This window comes from Pseudomonas fluorescens, assembly GCF_001307155.1.
Lineage (GTDB): Bacteria > Pseudomonadota > Gammaproteobacteria > Pseudomonadales > Pseudomonadaceae > Aquipseudomonas > Aquipseudomonas helvetica.
Window position 1 is genome coordinate 275,264 of record NZ_CP012830.1, and the last position, 23,035, is coordinate 298,298.

Annotated in this window: 28 protein-coding genes; 4 read left to right on the forward strand and 24 right to left on the reverse strand. The window is 57.8% G+C overall.

What is annotated here, in order from left to right:
* Nucleotides 1-96 precede the first annotated feature (96 nt).
* From AO353_RS01255 to AO353_RS01285, 7 genes are all read right to left on the reverse strand, one after another.
* Complete coding sequence (locus AO353_RS01255; protein WP_146016087.1) at nucleotides 97-978, reverse strand: hypothetical protein; 882 nt, start codon at nucleotides 976-978, stop codon at nucleotides 97-99.
* A 63-nt stretch (nucleotides 979-1,041) separates the two neighbouring features.
* Entirely contained in the window at nucleotides 1,042-1,836 is a 795-nt protein-coding gene (locus tag AO353_RS01260; RefSeq protein ID WP_054593329.1) for an IclR family transcriptional regulator, read from the reverse strand.
* A gap of 60 nt (nucleotides 1,837-1,896) precedes the next feature.
* Complete coding sequence (locus tag AO353_RS01265; RefSeq protein ID WP_054593330.1) at nucleotides 1,897-2,526, reverse strand: 2-dehydro-3-deoxy-6-phosphogalactonate aldolase; 630 nt, start codon at nucleotides 2,524-2,526, stop codon at nucleotides 1,897-1,899.
* A 9-nt stretch (nucleotides 2,527-2,535) separates the two neighbouring features.
* Nucleotides 2,536-3,531: a 2-dehydro-3-deoxygalactonokinase gene (locus AO353_RS01270; RefSeq protein ID WP_054593331.1), complete on the reverse strand. Its 996-nt coding sequence runs from the start codon at nucleotides 3,529-3,531 to the stop codon at nucleotides 2,536-2,538.
* 297 nt (nucleotides 3,532-3,828) lie between these two features.
* Nucleotides 3,829-4,341, reverse strand: coding sequence for a hypothetical protein (locus tag AO353_RS31295; protein WP_237142956.1), 513 nt, complete (start codon nucleotides 4,339-4,341; stop codon nucleotides 3,829-3,831).
* Nucleotides 4,338-5,036: a hypothetical protein gene (locus tag AO353_RS01280; RefSeq protein ID WP_237142957.1), complete on the reverse strand. Its 699-nt coding sequence runs from the start codon at nucleotides 5,034-5,036 to the stop codon at nucleotides 4,338-4,340. Before AO353_RS01280 ends, AO353_RS31295 begins: the two co-directional genes overlap by 4 nt.
* Before the next feature lie 170 nt (nucleotides 5,037-5,206).
* Entirely contained in the window at nucleotides 5,207-5,689 is a 483-nt protein-coding gene (locus AO353_RS01285) for a GNAT family N-acetyltransferase (protein ID WP_054593332.1), read from the reverse strand.
* 107 nt (nucleotides 5,690-5,796) lie between these two features.
* Here AO353_RS01285 and AO353_RS01290 point away from each other — a divergent pair, with 107 nt between their 5' ends.
* A complete protein-coding gene (locus AO353_RS01290) occupies nucleotides 5,797-6,444 on the forward strand; it encodes an HD domain-containing protein (RefSeq protein ID WP_054593333.1) in 648 nt (215 codons plus the stop codon).
* 138 nt (nucleotides 6,445-6,582) lie between these two features.
* Nucleotides 6,583-7,455 (forward strand): esterase/lipase family protein, encoded by an 873-nt coding sequence (locus AO353_RS01295; RefSeq protein WP_054593334.1) that lies wholly within the window; start codon nucleotides 6,583-6,585, stop codon nucleotides 7,453-7,455.
* A gap of 45 nt (nucleotides 7,456-7,500) precedes the next feature.
* Here the strand turns inward: AO353_RS01295 and AO353_RS01300 are convergent, their stop codons facing one another.
* The 4 genes from AO353_RS01300 to AO353_RS01315 all read right to left on the reverse strand — a co-directional run bounded on the left by AO353_RS01300 (nucleotide 7,501) and on the right by AO353_RS01315 (nucleotide 10,680).
* On the reverse strand, nucleotides 7,501-8,061 hold the full coding sequence (locus AO353_RS01300) for a DUF1285 domain-containing protein (protein WP_054593335.1): 561 nt from the start codon (nucleotides 8,059-8,061) through the stop codon (nucleotides 7,501-7,503).
* A gap of 17 nt (nucleotides 8,062-8,078) precedes the next feature.
* A complete protein-coding gene (locus tag AO353_RS01305; RefSeq protein ID WP_054593336.1) occupies nucleotides 8,079-8,684 on the reverse strand; it encodes a DUF4823 domain-containing protein in 606 nt (201 codons plus the stop codon).
* Between the two features lie 248 nt (nucleotides 8,685-8,932).
* Nucleotides 8,933-9,901, reverse strand: coding sequence for a GTP 3',8-cyclase MoaA (locus AO353_RS01310; protein ID WP_054593337.1), 969 nt, complete (start codon nucleotides 9,899-9,901; stop codon nucleotides 8,933-8,935).
* 140 nt (nucleotides 9,902-10,041) lie between these two features.
* The gene (locus AO353_RS01315) at nucleotides 10,042-10,680 is read right to left on the reverse strand and encodes a TetR/AcrR family transcriptional regulator (protein ID WP_019689364.1); all 639 of its coding nucleotides are present in this window, start codon (nucleotides 10,678-10,680) and stop codon (nucleotides 10,042-10,044) included.
* A gap of 79 nt (nucleotides 10,681-10,759) precedes the next feature.
* On the opposite strand from AO353_RS01315, the gene AO353_RS01320 reads away from it, so the two are divergent.
* Nucleotides 10,760-11,893 carry an aminotransferase class V-fold PLP-dependent enzyme gene (locus tag AO353_RS01320; RefSeq protein WP_054593338.1) on the forward strand — a complete coding sequence of 378 codons (1,134 nt, stop codon included), beginning with the start codon at nucleotides 10,760-10,762 and terminating at the stop codon, nucleotides 11,891-11,893.
* Nucleotides 11,894-12,131: 238 nt separating this feature from the next.
* On the opposite strand, the gene AO353_RS01325 is transcribed toward AO353_RS01320, so the two are convergent.
* From AO353_RS01325 to AO353_RS01385, 13 genes are all read right to left on the reverse strand, one after another.
* A complete protein-coding gene (locus tag AO353_RS01325) occupies nucleotides 12,132-12,920 on the reverse strand; it encodes a TatD family hydrolase (RefSeq protein WP_054593339.1) in 789 nt (262 codons plus the stop codon).
* A gap of 12 nt (nucleotides 12,921-12,932) precedes the next feature.
* Nucleotides 12,933-13,289, reverse strand: a complete 357-nt coding sequence (locus tag AO353_RS01330) for a PilZ domain-containing protein (protein ID WP_054593340.1) — start codon at nucleotides 13,287-13,289, stop codon at nucleotides 12,933-12,935.
* A gap of 42 nt (nucleotides 13,290-13,331) precedes the next feature.
* Nucleotides 13,332-14,318 (reverse strand): DNA polymerase III subunit delta', encoded by a 987-nt coding sequence (locus tag AO353_RS01335; protein WP_054593341.1) that lies wholly within the window; start codon nucleotides 14,316-14,318, stop codon nucleotides 13,332-13,334.
* Entirely contained in the window at nucleotides 14,311-14,943 is a 633-nt protein-coding gene (tmk, locus tag AO353_RS01340) for a dTMP kinase (RefSeq protein WP_054593342.1), read from the reverse strand. Before tmk ends, AO353_RS01335 begins: the two co-directional genes overlap by 8 nt.
* Before the next feature lie 19 nt (nucleotides 14,944-14,962).
* Nucleotides 14,963-16,153: an endolytic transglycosylase MltG gene (gene mltG, locus AO353_RS01345; protein ID WP_054593343.1), complete on the reverse strand. Its 1,191-nt coding sequence runs from the start codon at nucleotides 16,151-16,153 to the stop codon at nucleotides 14,963-14,965.
* Nucleotides 16,154-16,156: 3 nt separating this feature from the next.
* Nucleotides 16,157-16,972: an aminodeoxychorismate lyase gene (pabC, locus tag AO353_RS01350; protein ID WP_054593344.1), complete on the reverse strand. Its 816-nt coding sequence runs from the start codon at nucleotides 16,970-16,972 to the stop codon at nucleotides 16,157-16,159.
* Nucleotides 16,972-18,216 (reverse strand): beta-ketoacyl-ACP synthase II, encoded by a 1,245-nt coding sequence (gene fabF, locus AO353_RS01355; RefSeq protein WP_054593345.1) that lies wholly within the window; start codon nucleotides 18,214-18,216, stop codon nucleotides 16,972-16,974. Before fabF ends, pabC begins: the two co-directional genes overlap by 1 nt.
* Nucleotides 18,217-18,326: 110 nt before the next feature.
* Nucleotides 18,327-18,563: an acyl carrier protein gene (gene acpP, locus AO353_RS01360; protein WP_003175607.1), complete on the reverse strand. Its 237-nt coding sequence runs from the start codon at nucleotides 18,561-18,563 to the stop codon at nucleotides 18,327-18,329.
* Nucleotides 18,564-18,760: 197 nt separating this feature from the next.
* Complete coding sequence (gene fabG, locus AO353_RS01365; protein WP_054593346.1) at nucleotides 18,761-19,501, reverse strand: 3-oxoacyl-ACP reductase FabG; 741 nt, start codon at nucleotides 19,499-19,501, stop codon at nucleotides 18,761-18,763.
* A gap of 17 nt (nucleotides 19,502-19,518) precedes the next feature.
* Nucleotides 19,519-20,457, reverse strand: coding sequence for an ACP S-malonyltransferase (fabD, locus tag AO353_RS01370; protein ID WP_054593347.1), 939 nt, complete (start codon nucleotides 20,455-20,457; stop codon nucleotides 19,519-19,521).
* 126 nt (nucleotides 20,458-20,583) lie between these two features.
* Nucleotides 20,584-21,594 (reverse strand): phosphate acyltransferase PlsX, encoded by a 1,011-nt coding sequence (gene plsX / locus AO353_RS01375; RefSeq protein ID WP_081013687.1) that lies wholly within the window; start codon nucleotides 21,592-21,594, stop codon nucleotides 20,584-20,586.
* Between the two features lie 3 nt (nucleotides 21,595-21,597).
* On the reverse strand, nucleotides 21,598-21,780 hold the full coding sequence (gene rpmF / locus AO353_RS01380) for a 50S ribosomal protein L32 (RefSeq protein ID WP_003179396.1): 183 nt from the start codon (nucleotides 21,778-21,780) through the stop codon (nucleotides 21,598-21,600).
* Between the two features lie 13 nt (nucleotides 21,781-21,793).
* Complete coding sequence (locus AO353_RS01385; protein ID WP_008152342.1) at nucleotides 21,794-22,321, reverse strand: YceD family protein; 528 nt, start codon at nucleotides 22,319-22,321, stop codon at nucleotides 21,794-21,796.
* Nucleotides 22,322-22,426: 105 nt separating this feature from the next.
* On the opposite strand from AO353_RS01385, the gene AO353_RS01390 reads away from it, so the two are divergent.
* Nucleotides 22,427-23,005, forward strand: a complete 579-nt coding sequence (locus AO353_RS01390) for a Maf family protein (protein ID WP_054593349.1) — start codon at nucleotides 22,427-22,429, stop codon at nucleotides 23,003-23,005.
* The last annotated feature ends 30 nt before the right edge of the window (nucleotides 23,006-23,035 follow it).

Sequence of the window (23,035 nt, forward strand, 5' to 3'; positions counted from 1 at the left end):
CCTGTCGCTTAGCGGAGCAAACCACCGGGCTGTGAGCTCTTCGACCCAAGACTCTCGCCCGGTTTTTTTCATTTGGGCCTGCCAATCCACCTTGGGTCAGGGCCCCTCACCAGGGACATAGACCTTTATTGTTTCAGGCTCATCGGCCCCCACTTGATGGGTGTAGCCCAAGGAGTCGGTCACACCCTCCTCCTTGCGCCCATCCATGCGCACAATAATGTAGGGAGCGTCCGGTTTCGCCAAGCCGGTTTCCTGATCAACAATGCGGTACTTGTCGTTATAGGGCGCAAAAGAACTTAACAGCCCACTGTAAGGCAAACTGCTGCATACACCGCCATGGACAATGGTCTCACCGCCATACCAAACCCATTCGTTGATACAAACAGGCTCAAACAACAACCAGGAAAACGGACGATCTTCTGGCGGCAGAATCACATAGGCGGGTGAAAGGATTTGTTTATCCACCTCGGCAATGATGCGTGACGTCGGGATATACATGATCGTTGAATAGTACGGCTTGAAAAACCACGCAACACTCACGGTTTTACAGGGAATGTACTCCTGGGATTTCAGCAACGGGAGCAGTACTTCCTTCCTGATTTCACGTTGAGCGCGGTGATGATCGCTATCCTCGGTAAATCTGACCGAGGTCCAGAACTCGTAGCGACGATCACCCTCAACAAGATGGGCATCCTCCAGAAAACCTTGCATCGACAAGGTCATAGTGTGATTGTTTGAAAAGTTCCTATCACCGTCCAGTGAGCACGTAATCCACGCATTGACACCATCGTTGATACCGTTGGACTTGTAGATGTTCGCCACGTCCCGATCGGACCTGAAACGTAACTCATACTGACCATAGCCTTGGTGTTTGATCGAGGTAAACTCAACCCGCGCATCCGGTACGTGTAACTGCATGCACGACGAACACAAAACAACCATCAACACCCATAGCATCCGTACCATTTTCATTCCCAAGATAACGCTCCATTCCCCAAAAACCTGCTCAACCCACCGCACGTCTGATCAGACGTTAGCGGCTTATAACCTGGCCCCTAGCTCTGCCGACAGCCGAGCCGTGACTCCTTTGATCAAGGGAATAAGCTCGGCCATTTTCTCCAGCGGCATGTACGGAACCGTGCTGGCGATGCTGATGCCCGCGACGATCCGCCGACTGGCGTCGCGAACCGGTGCCGCCACACAGCGGATCGACGGTTCGTTGTCTTCCAGGTCGAAGGCATAACCACCCGTCACATATTCCAGCATGCGCTGCTGAAACTGCTCCCAGGATTGCTCCGGGTGCTGCGGCCAGAACTGGCTCTTCCCACCCGCCGGCAAGCTGATCTGATACAACCGCTGCCACTCTTGCTGCGAGTCATCGAGCATCAGCGCCTTGCCGATCCCGGTGCGCGCCAGTGGCATGCGATGACCGACTCGCGAGCGCATTTCCGGGCCAATGCGCCCCGGAATCTTGTGCAAGTACAACACCTCGTCGCCTTCACGGATCGCCAGATGGATGGTGTCGCCGGTCAACGCCGACAACTCGTCCAGATAGGGCCCGGCAAGGGTCACCAGCGGCAGCTCTTCGCGGGCCTGAAAACCCAACTCGATCAACTTGGGCCCGAGCAGGTAACCCACTTGCGGCACCACGCGCAGGTATCGCTCGTCCACCAGGCAACTGGCCAAGCGGTGCGTGGTGCTGCGGGTAGTGCCTATCAGCCGGGCGATTTCCTTGAGATCACGAGCACCGCCAGCCACGGCATGCACCACAGCCAAACCGCGCAGCAACGTTTGCGTGCCGGTTGGCGCGGCATTTTTCGAGAGCTCTTCCTGCATAGTCCAGCCTTACCGTTAAGCGAGTGAACGGGCGGCATTATGGTTGCCCCCGTGCCGTCACTACAACTCGAAGTGCAGCGCGTTCCAGGCTGCGACATACACCCCGGCCCGAATGGCCACTTCCGCAGGCGTGAGGCCTGGCTTGAACAACCCGGAACCCAGGCCAAAGCCTTTGACCCCTGCCTCGACAAACGCCTGCATGTTGTCAGGAGTAATCCCGCCCACTGGCACCAGCATGGTCCCGGCCGGTAATACTGCGAGCCAGGCCTTCACTACCGCCGGTCCCATCTGCTCGGCCGGGAACATCTTCAGCACATCCGCGCCTTCTGCGAGTGCTGCGAACGCTTCGGTCGGTGTCGCCACACCCGGCGCCAGATACAAGCCGGCCGCCTTTGCCGCACGCAAGACCTCGGCATCGCTGTGCGGCATGACAATCACCTGTCCACCGGCGGCTTTCACCTGCGCGACCTGCTCCGGGGTCAGCACCGTACCCGCGCCGATCAGGCAATCGGCGGGTAAGGTGCTGCGCAGAATGCGGATGCTTTCATAGGGTTCAGGAGAATTGAGCGGCACTTCGATAACCCGAAAACCGGACTGGTACAGAACCTCGCCGATGGCCGCCGCCTCTTGTGGGCGCAGGCCCCGAAGGATCGCGATCAGTCCGTTTGTTGCCAGTGCTTGCTTGAGCATGTCAGACCTCTAGTCGGGTTGAACGGGAGCGGTTTTGCCGATCAGCCCGGCTGCGACCGCCAGTTGCCACAAACCGCGTTCGGTGGCTTGTTCGGCCAAGGCCACATGAGGAAAACCGCAGATAGCGAGCGCACGCTGATAGCGGGTGCAGAGTTGGGTATTGCCGATCAGAACGATCGAAGCAAGCTTTGCGCTGTGGTGGCGATGCACCGTTGCCAGCGCCGCCAGTTCATGGCCGATCAACAGACCAGACAGATAGTCAGGCTGCTGCTCGGCGCTGAGTTCACCGGTCAAGCCGAGACTGCGAGAACTGAACAGCGTCGACAATGGGCCGATCTCACCATCCGCCGACGACGCCACCTGCACGCCGCGATCAAAGGCTGCGCAGTCGAAGGCTGCGCCGCGCTGTTGCGTGCGCCCGAGAATGCTGTGTTCGCTCAGCACAGCGAACAGTTCGCCAGTCATGAACGTGTCGAAATGAGTGATGCAGCCTTCGACCACTTCGACCCATTTCGAATGGCTGCCCGGCAGGCCGATCAACAGATTGTCCCCTGCCCCGGCAGGCAGGTTTTGCAGCACGCCAAGGACCTGGGTTTCCTCGCCGCGCATCACATTCGGCAGCCGCGAACGCTGGATGACACCGGGCACGATATGCACATCGACGCCGCGCAAGCTGCGGACGGTTTGCAGGGAAGTGCCGAGGTTGGCGACATTCGCCGGAGTATCGCAGTAAGCCGCTTCACGCCAGCCCTGAGCACTGCCGACCATGCCGCAGGCAATCGCCGGAAGACCGGGCTGTGCATCGAGCCAATCACCGCAGGCCTCGTCGAATGCCAGTTCAAAACCGTCGGCACACAAGTGGCCGGCGATCACCCGCGGCGCTTTCGGCAACTGCATGATCCCTGACGCCAGTGACCGCTGATCGAGGACGCCAGCATTCGGGCCGAGCCTGTACGCACGAAGGGACGTCGTCCCCCAATCGAGCGCGATCAATTGCGCCAGCATCGCTTCACCTGTTTTGTTTTTGGCAGTGAGTGAGCTGGACTATAAACCTTGCGGAAGAAAAATCTCAATATGTAAATTTAATTCCCACATATTGGGATGCAGTAAAAACCATTCTTGATCTTTCGCTCCGAACCCGATGCTTTCTGAGCAAAATTTCACCGCAGCAGATTCACCCATACCAAGCCGATCGGTATCCCCCTCACCTGATCCATTGATGCTCAAATTCGAACCGTTCGTCCTGACGTAGGGACGGTGCGCCCCTTTCACTTGCCAGTCTGACTGAAAGAACCAACACCTTTATTTCTTGTTAATTGCTTTCAATAAGTCTGCCGTAGGAACATGCATAACTGTTGAGAAGTAGGTCTTGTAGCGGGTGGTATGGACTCGAAACACGCAAGAAATATAATCTCGCTTGAGCAACAACGGTTTCAAGGTATCTCCTTCGAGATAGCTCTCTCTGCCCTTACCCTCTTCAGAGTCAGTGAAAATCATATTTGCCCTGTAGCTGCTCTGCTCTTTATCTTTAACCAACTCAACTAACCCAAAGCCTGAGAGCTTAATGTGATGCGCCTGCGCAAAGTCGAGATCATCATCCAGCGAACAAACAAGCCCTTCGCCAATTCGAGACTTAAACAATTCAAGAACAGGTTCACTCGAATGAAAATAAATCTGATAAATACCCGTATTACGAAGTTCCTCGACGCTTAAGTACTCCAGCGTCGCGACAGACCTTCCATGATCAAGCGAGCAAGAAGAGCACGCCAGGATCAAGCCCCACAAGCTCAACTTCCGCACCGAAAAATGGCTCACCGACCAAGCACCCCCAACAGATCAGAGGTAGGTACAGGCATTGGATTCGAAAAATAGGTTTTATATTTAGTCGTATGAACCCTGAAACTGCAAACGATGAACTCCCGTGTTTTCAAGACCTCACCCAACGCTTCACCTGTGAGAAGATTTTCTTCCCCCTCCGACTCTCCAGTCTCTCGAAACATCACTCTTGAGACGTAATGCCCACCAACAGGGTCTTTCACATACTCCACCGCCCCTCTTCCTGAACGCTTGATGTAATGCCCAATGGAAAAATCAACATCATCCTCCAGCGCGCACACCAACCCCTCACCGATTGCAGACTCAAACAGCCCTAAAAGGTCTGTATCCGCTGTAAAGCCAATCTGATAAGCCACGCTGCCAGGAGTATGTTCAACACCCGAATAATTTAACGTCGCTATTGCTCTTCCATGATTAAAAGAACACGAAGCACACAATGAGACGAATATATAAAAAACAAACTTGCGCACCGTTACTTCTCCCTGAAATAGCTCAATATCGACCCTGCGCACCACTAACTCGGCATCCAGACGCGACACTAACGCGCGAATGGCTTTGCTGCCAGCGCAGCTGACGGTGCAAAGAATTTCTACAGACTGCTGAAGGATGACGTCAGTGGAACCAAGGTTTTTCACCAGTCCATACAGACGCATTGACGCCCAAAATCCGCTCATCACCGTTCGCTCGCTGATGCGGCGAAGGCCTCACGGGGGACGGGGAAAAAAACAGTGCCAAAGGCATTGCAGGTGTCGTCCGTGAGCGCGCAAAGGGTGAACAGAATGCCGGACTAAAACGGCCTCCACAACTTATTCGCGAAGACCTTCAAACAGGTCCTCGCGACAAATCATCTGCCCTCGGCAAACCCCCGCAACACCTCCCCATCCATGCGGTAACGCACCCACTCTTCCTGCGGCTGGGCGCCGAGGGATTTGTAGAAGTCGATGGCCGGGGTGTTCCATTCCAGCACGCTCCATTCAAAGCGGCCGCAGTCGTTGGCGCAGGCGATTTTTGCGAGGTGGCGCAGCAGTTGTTTGCCGGCGCCGCCACCGCGTTGCTCGGGGGTGATGTAGAGGTCTTCGAGGTACAGGCAGTTGCTGCCGAGCCAGGTCGAGTAGCTGAAGAAAAACACCGCGAAGCCAATCGGCAAGCCGTCGCGCAGACAGATCAGACCATGGGCGGTAGCGCCTTCGCTGAACAGGCTGCGCTCGATGTCGGCGACACTGGCGATGACTTCATGCCGGGCGCGTTCGTAGTCAGCGAGCTCGGTGATGAACGCGAGTATTTGTGGCGCATCACTGGGGGTGGCCGGGCGGATTTCGATCGACATGGACGTGCCTTGTGAACAGTTGAAACCGCCATACTATGTCGGCAATCAGCGCTCGTCACATGTCACTTCAAAACTTAATCTACGGGCGTCGCCACAAAAGGATTGTTATGAGCCTCGTTGCCTTCGCGCCACTGCAAAACCTCGCCTCAACCTTGCTGCCCCACGCGCTGGAGCCGTCCGAGGATGGCGCCCACGATCTGTCGCACTTGCAACGGGTGTGGCGCAACGCTCAGCAGATTCAAACCGAGGAAGGTGGAGACCTTGAGGTACTGCTGGCAGCGGTGTTACTGCACGACTGCGTGGCGGTGGAAAAAAATTCACCCTTGCGCTCTCAGGCCTCGCGACTGGCCGCGGAAAAAGCCTCGGCAATCCTCAGCCAGTTGAATTGGCCCAAGCACAAAAGCGCAGCAGTCGCTCACGCCATCGAGGCCCATAGTTTTTCGGCGAGCATCACGCCGACGACCCTGGAAGCGCAAATCCTCCAGGACGCCGACCGCCTCGACTCCCTTGGCATGCTCGGTGTTGCCCGCACGTTTTACATCGCCGGGCGCATGGGCAGCACGCTGTATGATCCGCAGGATCCCACGGCGATATCCCGCGAGTACGACGACAAACGCTTTTGCCTCGACCACTTCCAGACCAAGCTGTTGCACCTCGCCAATGGCTTCCAGACACCAACCGGCAAGCATTTGGCTCAGTTGCGTCATGAACGCCTGAAGCGTTTCATGGACGAATTCATCGAAGAAATCGGCTGACCATCCAGCACGACCTGGAGTCATTGCTCCACCCGGAGCAATTTGTACCATCGTGCTTTGTAAACTACGGTTAGCCGCGACAGATCAAGCAGTCAATAGCATCTGTTCCACTTGAATCCGCTATCGACAGGTATAAGCATGAACATGGATGCGTCTACGCAATACCCGATTGTTTTGGTTCACGGCCTTTTCGGTTTCGATACGATTGCCGGTTATCCCTACTTCTTCGATATCAAGGAAGCCCTGGAACACGCTGGCGCTCGGGTGTTTACGGTCAATATTCCAGCCGTCAACGGCAATGAAGAACGCGGTGAAAAACTGCTCGAACAGGTCAACCGCATTTTGCAGGAAACAGGCGCCGCCAAGGTCAATCTGATCGGCCATAGCCAAGGTCCCCTGGCCGCACGCTACGTAGCAGCGCTGCACCCGGAAAAGGTCGCGTCGGTCACCTCTGTCAGTTGCCCCAACCACGGCTCCGAGATTGCCGACCAATTGCATAAGGCGCTGACACCGGGAGAGTTGCCCGAAGCGTTCGTACTGGCCTTGTTCAGCGCAGTCGGCACGTTCATTTCGCTGATCAGCGGCCACCCGCAAAACCCTCAGGACCCTCAAGCAGCTTTCGAATCGCTGACCAGCGCAGGGTTGGCTGAATTCAATCGCAAGTATCCGCAAGGGGTGCCGAAAGTCTGGGGCGGTGAAGGCAACGAAATTGAAAACGGCGTGTATTACTACTCCTGGAGCGGGATCCTGCAGAACTTCCAAACCCCGCAAATACTCGATCCAACCCACATCAACTGCATTGTGCTGTCAAAGTTATTTTATAAAGAGAAACTCGCCAATGACGGACTGGTCGGACGATACAGCTCACACCTGGGGAAAGTGATTCGCTCGGATTACCCCATGGACCATTTTGACGCCGTCAATCAAATGGCCGGGATCACCAGCTGGAACGTGAGCCCGGTCAGTCTCTATCTGGAACATGCTGCCAGGCTCAAGAGCAAAGGCTTGTAAGCCCATCGGCCATGGCCCGGTTTAAACACTGGGCCGTTTTCCAGGTTACGGCTCAAGGCCGATAGGGAAAAACTCGCCGCCACTCCAGACACCCAACCAGCGTTGCCCGTCGATTTCGCGGGTCACGGCCAGTTCGACCAGTTGATAAAACACGTTGCGATGGATCAGCGCTTCAAGGTTGGTGCGTACATGCACGTAAGGCGCAGGCTCCTGGGTCACTGGATCGATCACGACCCGCAACGGATGCTCGGCACCCGCCTCGGCCTGCTCATCAACATTGGTGGTGAAGCGCAACAACTGGGCTTCGCCCTCGCCTTCGACCTCCAGCGTTACAGCAATGAAAGGCGCGTCATCGACCTTGATCCCGACTTTCTCGACCGGAGTAATCAGGAAGTAATCATCGCCGTCGCGGCGAATGATGGTGGAGAACAGCTTGACCATCGGCTTGCGCCCGATCGGCGTGCCCAGGTAATACCAGGTGCCGTCGCGGGCGATGCGCATGTCGATATCGCCGCAGAAGTCGGGGTTCCACAAATGGACCGGTGGCAAGCCTTTGGACTTGGGGATTTGCCCCAACAGATCATTAGCTTTTTGCGGACCATTCATGCTGCTCTCCTGGTGAGTTACCGATCGCTCATGCCCAGCAGGCTACGAGCGTATTGCGCAAGCGGCTGAGCGATCAAGTCTTCTGGCTTGTTGTCGTGGAACGTCAGTAAACCGCCACGACTCTTGATTCGTGCAGTATCGATCAAATACTGGGTGCTGGTCTCGATCAGCATGATCTGAATCACTCCACTGTCGATCCCCAGGCGATCCACGGCACCCTGATCGAGCAATTCATCCGAGTTGCCGATACGGTCGTCGGCCTTGGCAAATCGGGTGTAGAGCAGGTAATGCGCGCCAGCTGCACGCGCCTCGCCCATGGCGGTGTCGAGACCTTCGGGGGCGCGGGCACGGCGAACCATCGGGAAATATTCGATGAAGCCGTTGAAGGCTTCTTCAGCGACCACGTTCGGCCGCGGATAGGCACTGCCCGGCGGCACAAAAGCACCTTGGGCAATGTAGATAAACGAGTCCGGCTGAATGCGCAGATTATTCACGCGATGGCTGTCGCTGTGATCAAGCAGACCAGAGTCGCTCATGTGGTAGCGAACCCCTTCGCCCATGTCGCTGACATTCATGCAGCCGCCAAGCGCCAAAAAGGCCAGCAGCAAAACCAGGCTACGCATCCTATCCTCCAGAGGCCGGTGACGGAAAACCGGCGAATGTCGGCAGGATGCAGCTTCCGCGCCAGTCCTTGAGGACTTGAACATTTCCAGATTGAGAATGAGCACCTGTGGCGAGGGAGCTTGCTCCCGCTCGGCGGCGCAGCCGTCGTAAAACAGGTAAATGCGGTATGCCCGACAGGTCGCGGGGATATGTTTTCAGGGCCGCTTCGCGACCCAGCGGGAGCAAGCTCCCTCGCCACAGAGATTTATCAGCCGCCGATAATCTTCATGATTGTTGCGCCACCAGAGAATGCCACTTCCTGCTTGTCGCCCAGAGCTTTCACCAGCAGACGCTGGAGCGCCGGCAATGCTTGATGACGGGGTTTGTCCAGCAAGTCACCGACATAGTGGCGGTTACTCGACGACAGGCAGCCATGCAGCCAGCCAGTGGAGGACAGCCGCAAGCGTGAGCACGTGCGGCAGAACGGCACGCTTTCATTGGCGATCACGCCGAAATAGCCGCGCCCCGGAATTTCGTAACGCACGGCTGTTGCATCCACCGGCGCGTCGGCCTGCAGGTACTCATAACGCTCGCCGATCAGGCCCAGCAACTGCTTGAGGCTGACAAACTGCTGCAGGAATGCGTTCGAATCGCTGGCCAGATGGCCCATGCGCATCAGCTCGATGAAGCGCAATTCATAACCGCGCTCCAGGCAATAATCGAGCAACGGCATCACTTGATCGAGGTTCTGCCCGCGCAACGGCACCATGTTGACCTTGATCTTGATGCCCGCTGCGCGAGCCTGGTCCATGCCGTTGAGCACCGTCGCCAGATCGCCACCGCGCGCAATGCTGCGGAACGCATCGGCGTCCAGGGTATCGAGGGAAACGTTGATCCGCCGAATGCCGGCGTCCACCAGCAAGGGCAGCTTTTTCGCCAGCAACTGACCGTTGGTGGTCAGGCTGATGTCGGCAAGGCCCATCTCCCCGACAGCCGTCATGAAGGTTTCCAGCTTCGGGCTCACCAGCGGCTCGCCACCGGTGATGCGCAAGCGCTCGATGCCCGCGGCTTCGATCAGATAGGCAACGCCGCGCGCCATGGCCTCGGCCGACAGTTCATCCTGCGCAGCCACCAGTCGCTTGCCATTGGGCACGCAATAGGTACAGGCGTAGTTGCAGGCGGAGGTCAGACTGACCCGCAAATTGCGGAACTGCCTGCCTTGTCGGTCAACGATCATGGATCACTCCGGCGAAAGTAGATTCGGAAACGCTAAAACTTGACTCACAAATCAAGTTTTAGCAATACCTAAGCCTGAGTATATTCCTGGGGCACTGCGCCATACAGAGAAAACATGGCGCAATAAGGCATCTGAATGGTTCAGCTGCTCGGCGTGTCGGTATCGCGCTTGCGCTTGTTGCCCATGCGCACGCCGATGTCCATCAGGAACTGGAAGAAACCTTCCTGATCTTCCAGCACGTTGCTCCAGAACGGCGAGTGATACAGCGCAACAGCGCCGTGCACCAGCGCCCAGGAAGCGCAGTAGTGGAAGTACGGCGGCACGTCTTCAAGCTTGCCTTCGCTGATGCGGCCCTTGATCAACAAGGTCAGGCGTTCGAAGTTGGAGGCGCGAATCTTGTGCAACTCCTCGACCATCTCCGGCACCTGATTGCCCTTGACCACCTTCTCTTCCAGGCGATCGAACAACCGGTAACGTTGCGGATCGCGCATGCGGAATTCGAAATAGGCCCGGGACAGGGCTTCCTTATCCTTATCGACATCGGCAGAGTGCAGCAGCTCGTTCAGGTCACGCTCGTAATCGAGCATCAGGCGCAGATAGATCTCCGCCTTGGACTTGAAGTGCTTGTAGATGGTGCCTTTGCCGATACCCACGGCATCAGCGATCATCTCGACGGTGACACTGTCTTCACCTTGTTCGAGGAACAGCTTGAGCGCGGTGTCGAGAATTTCTTGCTCGCGGCGACGAAACTCACGGACCTTACGAGGTTCTTTATGCATAAGAAAAGGTCTGTAGGGGTCAAAATACGAAGCCGCGTATTATGCCTAACTTGCGCCAAATTGCACGGATCATCCGACCATGACTATGTTTCTTGATGAATTTGTACAGGCTCCAGGCCTGCGTTATTTGAATCATGCAGCCGTTGCACCCTGGCCAAATCGCGCCGCCATGGCGGTGACACGCTTCGCTCAAGAGAACGTTTTACTGGGCGCACGGGACTATTCGGACTGGATGGACCTGGAACAACGCCTGCGTGAACGGCTGATGCGCCTGCTTAATGCACCGTCGACGGATGATGTGGCGCTGGTCAAAAATACTTCTGAAGCATTGTCTTTTGTCGCCTTCGGACTGCCATGGCAAATCGGCGACCAGATCGTCATCAGCGATGAAGAATTCCCTTCCAATCGCATTGTCTGGGAAGCATTGGCGGCACAAGGCGTGGAAGTGGTGCAGGCCAGTCTCACCGGCGATGACCCGGAAGGCGCCCTGTTGGCAGCCTGCGGACCGCGCACCCGGTTGATGTCGGTGAGCGCGGTGCAATTCGCCAGCGGTCTGCGCCTCGACTTGCAACGCCTGGGTGCCGGCTGCAAACAACAGAACGTGCTGTTTTGCATCGACGCCATCCAGCAGCTGGGCGCCCTGCCCTTCGACGTCCAGAGCTATCAATGCGACTTCGCCATGGCCGACGGCCACAAATGGCTGCTCGGGCCAGAAGGCCTGGGGGTGTTCTATGTACGTAGCGAATTGCGTGAACAGCTGAAACTGCACGAGTTCGGCTGGCACATGCTCGAACACATGGGCGATTACACTCGCTCCGGATGGGAACCGGCCAAGAGTGCACGACGCTTTGAATGCGGCAGCCCGAACATGCTCGGGGCGATGGCGCTGGAAGCCAGCCTGTCGTTATTGGAAGAAGTCGGCATGGAGCACGTCGCCGCACTGATCGCCGAGCGCGTGAAATGGCTGCAGGACGGCCTGAGCGCAATTCCCGGCGTCGTACTGCATAGCCCGCTGAATCCAGCCCGGCGCGGGGGGATTCTTTCGTTCAGTATCGATGGCATCGATATTCAGACCGTTTATGAGGCCCTGAAAGCCGAACAGGTGGTCTGTATCCCACGCGGCCCAGGCATTCGCTTTTCACCGCACTTCTACACCGAAAAGCGCGTAATTGACGAAACTGTCGCCATTGTCGCGTCGATCGCCAAGCAGTGAGAACCCAAGCGAAGCGCCTGTATTCCAAATCTGTTTAAGAAACAGCAGGGGCAAACTGGACTCGGCGCAATAGTGATCAATACTTGAACTGTCGGCGTGACATCTCCCCCAAGTGTTGCGCCGATGAAGGTACCAAAGGACCGCGTACCTTTGTTTTACTCCTAATGGTCTTAACCCGGATTCACCCCCCAGAACCCGGGTTTTTTTTGCCTGCGATTTGAGCCAGCGGCTCAACCTGTCAAATCGACTTGACGTGCGCCAACGGAAACAGCCGCTTGAAGTTCTCCGTAGTTTGCTCGGCAAAGCGTTCGTAGGATTCGCCGCGCAACATGGCCAGAAACTCCGCCACATCCCGCACGTACTGCGGAAGGTTCGGCTTGCCGCGATGAGGGATCGGTGCCAGGTACGGCGAATCGGTTTCCACCAGCAGACGGTCCGCCGGTACTTGCCGGGCCACATCGCGCAAGGCGTCCGCATTACGGAACGTCACGATCCCCGACAACGAAATATAAAAACCCAGATCCAGTGCGGCCTTGGCCATGTCCCAATCTTCGGTGAAGCAATGCAACACCCCCGCCTGCGGCAACGCTGCCTCACGCAATAACGCCAGCGTATCGGCGCGGGCGCCACGGGTGTGGACAATCACCGGTTTGCCGGTCTGCTGGGCCGCTTGCAGGTGCAAACGGAAGGACTCCTGCTGCAACTCGGCCGCTTCCGGCTCGTAGTGGTAATCCAGACCGGTTTCACCGATTGCCACCACCCGCGGGTGATTGAGTTCCTGCAGCAGCCAGTCCAGCGCCGGCGCGGCGCCCGGCTGAACATCCAGTGGATGCACGCCCACCGAACAATCGACATCGTCGTAACGCTCGGCGAGGGCCTTGACGTCCTTGGCGTTGTCGACACTGACGCCGATACACAGAAAGTGCCCTACCCCGCGCTGACGAGCAGCGGCAAGTGCAGCATCCAGCGAGCCGTCGTGTGCGGCGAGGTCGAGACGGTCAAGGTGACAATGGGAATCTACGAGCATAAAAGACGGCAACTACATCGTATGAGTGGGACGGTCGGACTTCAGGGCTCCGACCAGGTAGGTTTCGATTCGGCTTCGAGCGGTGTCATCGCCTTCATTGAACTGCACGCCGACACCGGCAGCGCGATTCCCCTGAGCCCCTTTGGGGGTAATCCAGGTCACGGTACCGGCCACCGGAATTTTTTCCGGTTCATCCATCAAGTGCAGCAGCATGAATACCTCGTCGCCCAACTTGTAGCTTTTGTTGGTCGGGATAAACAGACCGCCGTTCTTGATGAACGGCATGTAGGCCGCATAAAGCACGGATTTGTCCTTGATGGTCAGGGACAGGATGCCGTTACGCGGGCCCAGGCTGACAAGTTCATTCATGCTGACCTCCATGGCTGATGATCAGAGTCTAGGCGCAGACGCTCACTTCGGGCCAGGCAAGGACACCCATTGCACCAACAGCGCTTCCAGCAGCAACGCTGGATTGAGGTTGGCCTTGCTCATCACTTTCTGCCGCTGGGCGAGAATCCAGTCCTGAATATTCAAGACTTTTTCCTGGGCGGTTTTCTGCGCCAGGTACTGAATCACTTTGCGCATGTCCGCCAGGCCGAGCCCGGCTTCGTCCTGAGTCAGCTGATAACGCAGAATCAGGCTCGACCAGTCGCAGAACCAGTCGAACAGCTGCAACATCGGAATGGATTTCCACTCTTCGGCCAGCTGCGTTGGCGACTGTTGCTGCTTGAGCAACTTCTTCACGCCCTCGACGACCAGCGCACGCTGCTCACGCACACCCTGCCCTTGCAGCTTGACCGCCGCCAGCGGCGAACCCGCGGCCAGGGTCAACAGTTCGACACGCTCTTCTTCCGTGCAATCGGGCAAGGCCTTGGCCAGCCATTGCAGGCTCATGGCTTCGCTTGGCAACGGACAGGCCTGTTGCACGCAGCGACTCTTGATGGTCGGCAGCAGACGGCTGGTCTGGTGGCTGACCAGCAGCAATACGGTATCGCCCGAGGGTTCTTCGAGGCTTTTCAACAAGGCGTTGGCGGCGTTGATGTTCATCGACTCGGTGGGCTCGATCAGCACGACTTTGCGCCCGCCCATCTGCGCGGTCTGGACCACGAAGCTGACCAGATCACGCACCTGATCGACCTTGATTGCCTTGTCGGCTTCTTCAGGTTCCAGGATGTAGTTATCGGGGTGGCTACCGGCCTTGAGCAACAGGCAGGATTTGCACTCGCCGCAGGCGCCTTCCGCGGTTGGACGCTGGCAGAGCAAACTGGCCATCAGCCGCTCGGCCAGCGCACGCTTGCCGATCCCGGCCGGGCCATGCAGCAAATAGGCGTGGGCGTGCTGGGCGCGACCGGCCAGTTGCTGCCAAAGGCTGTCTTGCCACGGATAGGCTTCAGCCACGGGCCCGCTCCAACAGACGCGGCAGCAAGGCATCCAGCGACTGCTGAACCTGCGCCAACGGTTGCGAGGCATCCACCAGCAGGTAACGCGCCGGATCAGCCTCGGCACGCTTCAAGAACGCGCTGCGCACCGCTTCGAAAAACACTCGCCCCTCAAGCTCGAACCGGTCCAGCCGACCGCGAGCGCTGGCACGCGCCATGCCGATTTCAATCGGCAAGTCGAACACCAGCGTCAGGTCCGGGCGCAGATCGCCTTGAACGAAGGTTTCCAGGGTCGCGATACGCTCAAGCGACAATCCGCGACCACCGCCCTGATAGGCGTAAGTCGAATCGGTAAAGCGGTCGCACAAGACCACCGCGCCTCGCGCCAGCGCCGGACGAATGACCTCGGACAGATGCTGCGCGCGCGCCGCGAACACCAGCAACAGCTCGGTATCGGGATTCATGACCTCATCGACCGGAGCCAGCAGCACGTCGCGGATTCGCTCGGCCAGCGGTGTGCCACCAGGCTCGCGAGTCAACACGACTTCGATACCCTCGGCGCGCAGACGCTCGGCCAGGTATTCACGATTGGTGCTCTTGCCCGCGCCTTCCGGGCCTTCCAGGGTAATAAACAAGCCAGTCACGGGCAGTCCTTAGTCAGAGTCATTGCGAGCTTTGCGGCTCATCGGCACTCGGTGCCGGAGTAGCAGCTGGAGCCGGAGCCGGTTGCGATGACGGCAGTTGCGGTGCCGCCTCTGGTGCCGTGTCAGGCGACGCTGAAGGAGTCGCTGTCTGCGCATCAGGCGCTACGGCCCCGTTGGCCGGCGCCGGGCTGGAACGGTAATCGGCACGCCGTTTGATCTGGAACTCGCGCACAGCACTGTTGTGGGCATCCAGGTCGTCGGAGAAAACATGACTGCCGTCACCGCGTGCCACGAAATATAAACTGGTGCCGGACACCGGATTCAGCGCCGCATGAATCGCTTCACGACCGACCATGGCAATCGGCGTCGGCGGCAACCCAGCGATCATATAAGTATTGTAGGGCGTCGGTTCTTTCAGGTGGGCGCGGGTCAATTTGCCGTTGTAGCGATCACCCAGGCCATAGATCACGGTCGGATCGGTTTGCAGCAACATGCCGATCTGCATGCGCCGCACGAACACTCCGGCAATCTGCCCTCGCTCTTGCGGCACACCGGTTTCCTTCTCGACCAGCGAGGCCATGATCAGCGCCTGATAGGGTTCGGTATAGGGTGCGTCAGGGGAGCGCTTGTTCCACTCTTTTGCGAGGACGTCATCGAGGCGCTCGTACGCTTTTTCCAGCAGCTCGGCATCGGTCATGCCCCGCACAAAACGATAGGTGTCCGGGAAAAACCGACCCTCCGGAAACACTCCGGCGTGACCGAGCTTGTCCATCACATCGCTGTCGCTCAGTCCCGCAAGGGTTTGTTGGAGTTTGTCATTTTTTGCCAGCGCCGCACGGACCTGATGGAAGTTCCAGCCCTCGACCAGCGTCAGGCTGTACTGAACCACTTCACCGCGCTGCCAAAGACCGATCAAGCCCTGTGCATTCATCCCCGGGAGCATGCGGTATTCACCGCTGTGCAGCGGCTGCGCAGCAAGGTTCAAGCGCCAGTACAGGCGCAGCCAAAAGGCGTCCTGAAGCACGCCATCGGTTTCGAGGCGATTGAAGGTCCCGGACGGTGTCGCGCCGTTCGGTACATCCAGTAACTCTTCCTGAGTAATCTTGAGTGGCTGCTCCAGCGCCGAGTTGATCTTCCAGGCCGAAGCGCCCAGCAGTAGCCCTGCCAGAACCAGTCCGGTTTCCAGCAGCAGCAAGAATTTACGTCTCACGAATCAAGCATCCAGTAGCGCGCGGGCAATGCCTTGCAGTTTACGGGTGAGCGGCCCAACCGGCCAGCTCAGTGCAACATAAGCGCGTACCGGCCAGATGCCGTACACGCTGTTGCAGACGAAAACTTCATCAGCCTGTTGCAGCTGATCAAGACTGATGTCAGTGACATGCATGACAATCCCCAGCCTTTCGGCCTGGGACAAGAGTTCGGCGCGCATCACTCCGGCGACGCCACAACGACTCAGATCAGCCGTCAACAACGCGCCATCACGCACCAGGAACAGATTACTGAAAACACCCTCGATCACCCGTCCCTGAAGATCCAGCATCAAGCCTTCGGCGTGCTCGCCGTCCTGCCATTCGGAACGGGCAATGACTTGTTCGAGACGATTGAGGTGCTTGAGGCCGGCCAGTAGCGGCTGCTCGGAAAGTCGGGTAGCGCAGGGAAACAGCCGAATACCTTGCTGCGCGTGCACGGCAGGATAAGCCGCAGGAGGATTGCCTAGAAGAATACGCCGCGGCGACACCGATGGATCGGCTGCGTAACCGCGCTGGCTATCGCCACGGGTCAGCATCAGCTTGAGCACACCTTCGCCAAGGGCGGCGGCGTAGGTCAGCAGCTCGCTGCGAATCAATGCATGATCCGCGTTAATCGCCAAGCGCGAGCAGCCATCGGCCAGACGACTCAAATGTCGATCCAGCAACAATGGCTGCCCACCCTTGACGGCGATGGTCTCGAACAGACCATCGCCGTACGCCAGGCCGCGGTCTTTAAGCGACAGTGCGTCAGCCGGCTGACCGTCGACCCAGCTTTCCATCATTCAGCGAACCGACGGAACACCAGCGAGCCATTGGTACCGCCAAAACCGAACGAGTTGGAGAGCACCACATCGATCTTCGTATCACGCGCCGCGTGTGGCACGAAGTCGAGGTCGCAACCTTCATCCGGTTCATCGAGGTTGATGGTCGGTGGCGCCACCTGGCCGTTGATTGCCAGCACACTGAAAATCGCTTCAACCGCGCCCGCCGCACCCAGCAGGTGACCGGTCATGGACTTGGTCGAGCTGACCGCCAGCTTGTAGGCGTGATCGCCAAACACCGACTTGATCGCGCAGACTTCGGCGAGGTCGCCGGCCGAGGTCGACGTACCATGGGCGTTGATGTACTGGACCTGGTCGACGTTCAGCTTGGCGTCACGCAGTGCATTGACAATGCAACGTGCAGCGCCTGCGCCATCGGCCGGCGGCGAGGTCATGTGGTACGCATCGCCACTCATGCCAAAGCCGATCAGCTCGGCGTAAATGGTCGCACCACGCGCCTTGGCGTGCTCCAGCTCTTCAAGCACCAACGCACCGGCGCCGTCGGACAACACGAAGCCATCACGGCCCTTGTCCCATGGACGGCTGGCGCGGGTCGGCTCGTCATTGCGGGTCGACAACGCACGAGCAGCACCAAAGCCACCCATGCCAAGACCGCACGCGGCCATCTCGGCACCACCAGCAATCATCACGTCGGCTTCGCCGTAGGCAATGTTGCGCGCCGCCATACCGATACAGTGCGTACCGGTGGTACAGGCTGTCGAAATGGCGTAGTTAGGCCCCTGCGTACCCAGATGGATGGACAGGAAACCGGAAATCATATTGATGATCGAGCCCGGCACGAAAAACGGAGAAATCCGCCGTGGCCCCGAATCATGCAGCGTGCGGCTGGTTTCTTCGATATTGGTCAGACCACCAATACCCGAGCCCATGGCCACGCCGATACGTTCACGATTGGCGTCGGTGACCTCCAGGCCAGCGTTACGCACTGCCTGAAACCCTGCTGCCAGACCGTATTGAATGAACAGGTCGAGTTTGCGAGCTTCCTTGACCGACAGGTATTCCTCGACATTGAAGCCCTTTACCGAGCCGCCAAAATGGGTGGAATAGGCAGAAAGGTCGGTGTGTTCGATCAGACCAATGCCACTGCGGCCAGCCAGAATACCCTGCCAGCTGCTCGGCACATCCGTGCCCAGTGGCGACAACATACCCATACCGGTGACTACGACGCGTCTACGCGACACAGCACTCTCCTTTTTTCAAATGACGACTTTGCATCAGGCCTAAAGGAAAAAACCGCACGCCGTGATGGCAGTGCGGTTTTTCCATGACAGCTAACAACGGCTACAAACTATTACGCCTGATGGCTAGTAACGTAGTCGATGGCAGCTTGTACAGTAGTGATCTTCTCAGCTTCTTCGTCAGGAATTTCGGTCTCGAATTCCTCTTCCAGAGCCATCACCAGCTCAACGGTGTCAAGGGAGTCGGCACCCAGGTCTTCAACGAAGGAAGCAGTGTTCACAACTTCTTCTTCTTTAACGCCCAGTTGCTCAGCAACGATTTTCTTGACGCGCTCTTCGATGGTGCTCATACCTTGTTTTCACTCCTAATGGACAAATTCAGGCAGCTGGCCAGTGGGTAAGTGTATAGAAAGGCTTTTCAGTTTTTCAACTGAAAGCTTCACTCCTCAAACCCTGACGACCATCTGCCTATAAATAGATTGCAGCTTTATAACGGATTTTAGACAGCTCGTATGACATTTTTTTGAAGCAATCCGTCACATTTGAATTACATGTACATCCCGCCGTTCACCGGGATTGTAGCCCCAGTAACGTAAGCCGCACCGTCCGACGCAAGAAAAGCGACCACGGACGCGATCTCTTGAGCTTGCCCCAGACGGCCCAGCGGAATTTGCGCCTGCAAGGCTTCACGCTGCGCTTCTGGCAGTTCGCGGGTCATATCGGTATCGATGAACCCAGGGGCCACCGAGTTGACCGTAATCGAGCGCGAACCTACTTCACGCGCCAGAGCGCGGCTGAAACCTTCCAGACCTGCCTTGGCGGCTGCATAGTTTACTTGGCCTGCGTTGCCCATGGCACCCACAACCGAACCAATACTGATAATTCGTCCCCAACGCGCCTTGGTCATGCCACGCAAAACACCCTTGGACAGGCGAAACAGACTGTTCAGGTTGGTGTCGATAACGTCATGCCACTCGTCATCTTTCATGCGCATCATCAGGTTATCGCGGGTGATACCGGCATTATTCACCAGAATCGCCGGCGCACCGAATTGCTCCTGAATGCTCGCCAGTACGGCCGCTACGGACTCGTCGCTGGTGACATTGAGCTCAAGGCCAGTGCCTTGAATGCCGTTTTCTTTCAGGGTTGCCGCGATGCGCTCAGCGCCCGAAGCAGAAGTCGCAGTACCCACCACGATAGCGCCCTGACGACCCAGTTCCAGTGCGATAGCCTGGCCAATACCACGGCTCGCGCCGGTAACCAGTGCAACTTTACCTTGCAGACTCATGCAGGCTTCTCCTAAGTTCAGGCCAACGCTGCACGAGCAGCAGCGAAAGCATCCGGGGTGTTCAGGTTAGAGGTCGACACGCCTTCGGCGCAGCGCTTGTTCAGGCCAGCCAGGACTTTGCCCGGACCGCATTCAACCAGTTGAGTAGCGCCTTTGGCGGCCAGCGCCTGGACCGACTCAACCCAGCGAACCGGCTTGTAAAGCTGCTCGAGCAGATCGCGCGTAAGCGTTTCCAGATCCGGCGCCACATCAGCGCTGACGTTCTGCACCAACGGGATTTGCGGAGCCTGCCAGTTGATCGCAGCGATCGACTCGGCAAAGCGCTCGGCAGCCGGGCGCATCAGCTCACAGTGCGACGGTACGCTGACCGGCAGCGGCATGGCGCGCTTGGCACCACGCGCCTTGCAGCCTTCAATGGCGCGTTCGACAGCCGCCTTGGCACCGGCGATTACCACCTGGCCTGGCGAGTTGAAGTTGACCGCGCTGACGACTTCGCCTTGCGCCGCTTCGGCACAGGCAGCCAGCACATCAGCGTCGTCCAGACCGAGAATGGCAGCCATACCGCCCTGACCGGCCGGCACCGCTTCTTGCATCAACTGACCGCGACGCTCTACCAACTTCACGGCGTCACCCAGACTCAGGCTACCGGCCGCGACCAGCGCGCTGTACTCACCCAGGCTATGACCGGCAACGTAAGCCGGACGTGCGCCGCCCTCAGCCAGCCACAGACGCCACAAGGCAATCGAAGCGGTGAGAATCGCCGGTTGGGTTTTGTCGGTTTGATTGAGCTGCTCTTCCGGCCCTTGCTGGGTCAGTGCCCACAGGTCGTAACCCAGGGCATCGGAAGCTTCTTTGAAAGTTTCGAGGATCAACGGATGTTGCGCGCCCAACTCGGCCAGCATGCCGAGGGACTGCGAACCCTGTCCTGGAAAGACGAATGCGAGGGAAGCAGACATGTAACAAGCCCCTAATGATCTTGTCGTCGGAGAATTGACGTCCTGTACTGCTGGACGCAAGAAACTGACAGTTGGATGGCTAATTGAACTGAGCGGTCACATTTAAGCATTGTCGAGCGAAAATGCCTAAAGCAACAAATCCTCGAGGCGACCGTGAAGCCGCTGCGGGAGGTTCTCCTGAATCTCGATCAAGGCGCGCTGAATGGCACTCTGGAAGCCCTGTACACCGGCCGAACCGTGACTTTTAACGACGATCCCCTGCAAACCGAGGAAGCTTGCGCCATTATGTCGCGCAGGCGCCAGATCAGCCTGTAAACGCTTCATCAGCGGCAACGCCAGAGCCCCGACCATTCTCGATGCCAGGTTTTGCTTGAACAACGCCTCGATCCGCCCGGCGATCATGGTCGCCAGCCCTTCGCTGGATTTGAGCAGGATATTGCCGACAAAACCGTCGCAAACCACCACGTCAGCCTCGCCACGGTACAAGCCATCACCTTCGACGAAGCCGATGTAATTCAGCCCGCGAGCGTTTTGCAGCAGCGTCGCCGCCAGCTTGACCTGTTGATTGCCCTTGATGTCTTCCGTGCCGATGTTCAGCAATGCGACCTTCGGCCGAGCAATGCCCAAGGTTTCAGCCGCCACCGAGCCCATCACCGCGAACTGGAACAGGTGCTCGGCACTGCAATCGACATTCGCCCCCAGATCGAGCAACTGGCAATAACCGCGCTGCGTCGGGATCGCCGCCACCATGGCCGGTCTATCGATACCCGGCAAGGTCTTGAGCACATAACGCGACAACGCCATCAGCGCACCGGTATTGCCGGCACTGACACAAGCCTGAACCTTGCCATCACGCAACAACTCAAGCGCAACCCGCATCGAGGAGTCCGGTTTGCCACGCAGGGCCTGGGAAGGCTTCTCGTCCATGCCAATCACGTCGCTGGCCGGCACAATCGTCAGGCGCGCGCGATCCACAGCCGACTGGCTGGCGATCAATTCTTCTAAAAGGGAGGGTTGACCGACGAGGGTCAGGTGCAACGAGGGCGTAGCAGACAGACAAGCAAGGCTGGCCTGAACAATGCTGCGGGGACCGAAGTCCCCGCCCATTGCGTCAATCGCGATGACTTGAGCGGACAAGGATTACTCGTCAGCGCCCTTGTCGATCACTTTACGGCCACGGTATACGCCTTCTGGCGATACGTGGTGACGCAGGTGAACTTCACCAGTGGTCTTTTCTACGGACAGGGTGCTTGCCTCGAGAGCATCGTGCGAACGACGCATGTCACGGGCGGAGCGGGATTTTTTGTTCTGCTGAACAGCCATAATTGATTAACTCCTAAACGTTTGGGTCACGCTTTAACTGCGCCAATACACTGAACGGGTTGGACCGCGTTACCTCGTCCTCGCTCGGTTCGGGCTCATCGAGACCCGCCGGCTGCTGGCATTCTTCCGGATGATGAGCAGGCACAATGGGCAAGGCGAGCAGAAGCTCCTCCTCGATCAGTGACTGCAGATCCAAAGGATCTTCGCCCAGTTCCAGCACGTCATAACCTTTCGGCAACGACTGGGTATTCGCACCCTCCTTCACCACAGCATAACTGCATTCGCTGTGAATCGGCAGGGTGACCAGCTCAAGACAACGCTGGCAAACCATTTTGACTTCGGTGTCGATAAAACTGTGGATAACCACAGATTTACGTTCATCTCGTTCAAAAACGAATTTAGCCTGCACCGTACCGACAGTGTCGGAAAGCGGGTCGCAGAGTCTCTCCAAATCGGCCAGCAGCATTTCACCTTGAAGGGTGGTGCCACGATCAGCCAATTTGCGCGGGTCAACGTGAGGTGGAATCGGGTCATTCAACATAGGCGCAGCATTATAGGGATGCCCCCAGCCATGTCAAAGGAAATTCAGTCCTGTCCGTCACTTGGAAGCCCCGCTAGAATTTGCGACTGACTTTTGGAGAGCCGTATGCTGCCTTTATTACTTGCTTCAAGCTCGGTCTATCGCCGCGAATTACTGACCCGCTTGCAACTGCCATTTACCTGCAGCTCACCGGATATCGACGAAAGCCATCAACCGGAAGAGCCAGCCATCGAACTGGTAAAACGCCTGGCCCGCGAAAAAGCCCAGGCGCTGGCCGGCAGTCATCCCGCCCATTTGATTATCGGCTCGGACCAGGTCGCGGTGCTCGACGGACGGATTATTGGCAAACCCCATACGTTCGAGAGGGCTCGCGATCAATTATTGGCCGCCAGCGGTGCCAGCGTGACCTTCCTGACCGGCCTGGCGGTGCTCAACAGCCAGACCGGCCATTGCCAGCTCGACTGCATCCCCTTCACCGTACACATGCGCACACTGGATCAGGCACGCATTGAACGCTACCTACGCGCCGAACAGCCCTACGACTGCGCTGGCAGCTTCAAGGCCGAAGGATTGGGTGTGAGCCTGTTTCAAAGCACCGAAGGCCCCGACGCCACCAGCCTGGTCGGCCTGCCACTGATTCGCCTGGTGGACATGCTGCTGGCTGAAGGCGTGCAGATTCCCTGAGGCTGCGACCTTTTGCTCAAAAAAAACCGG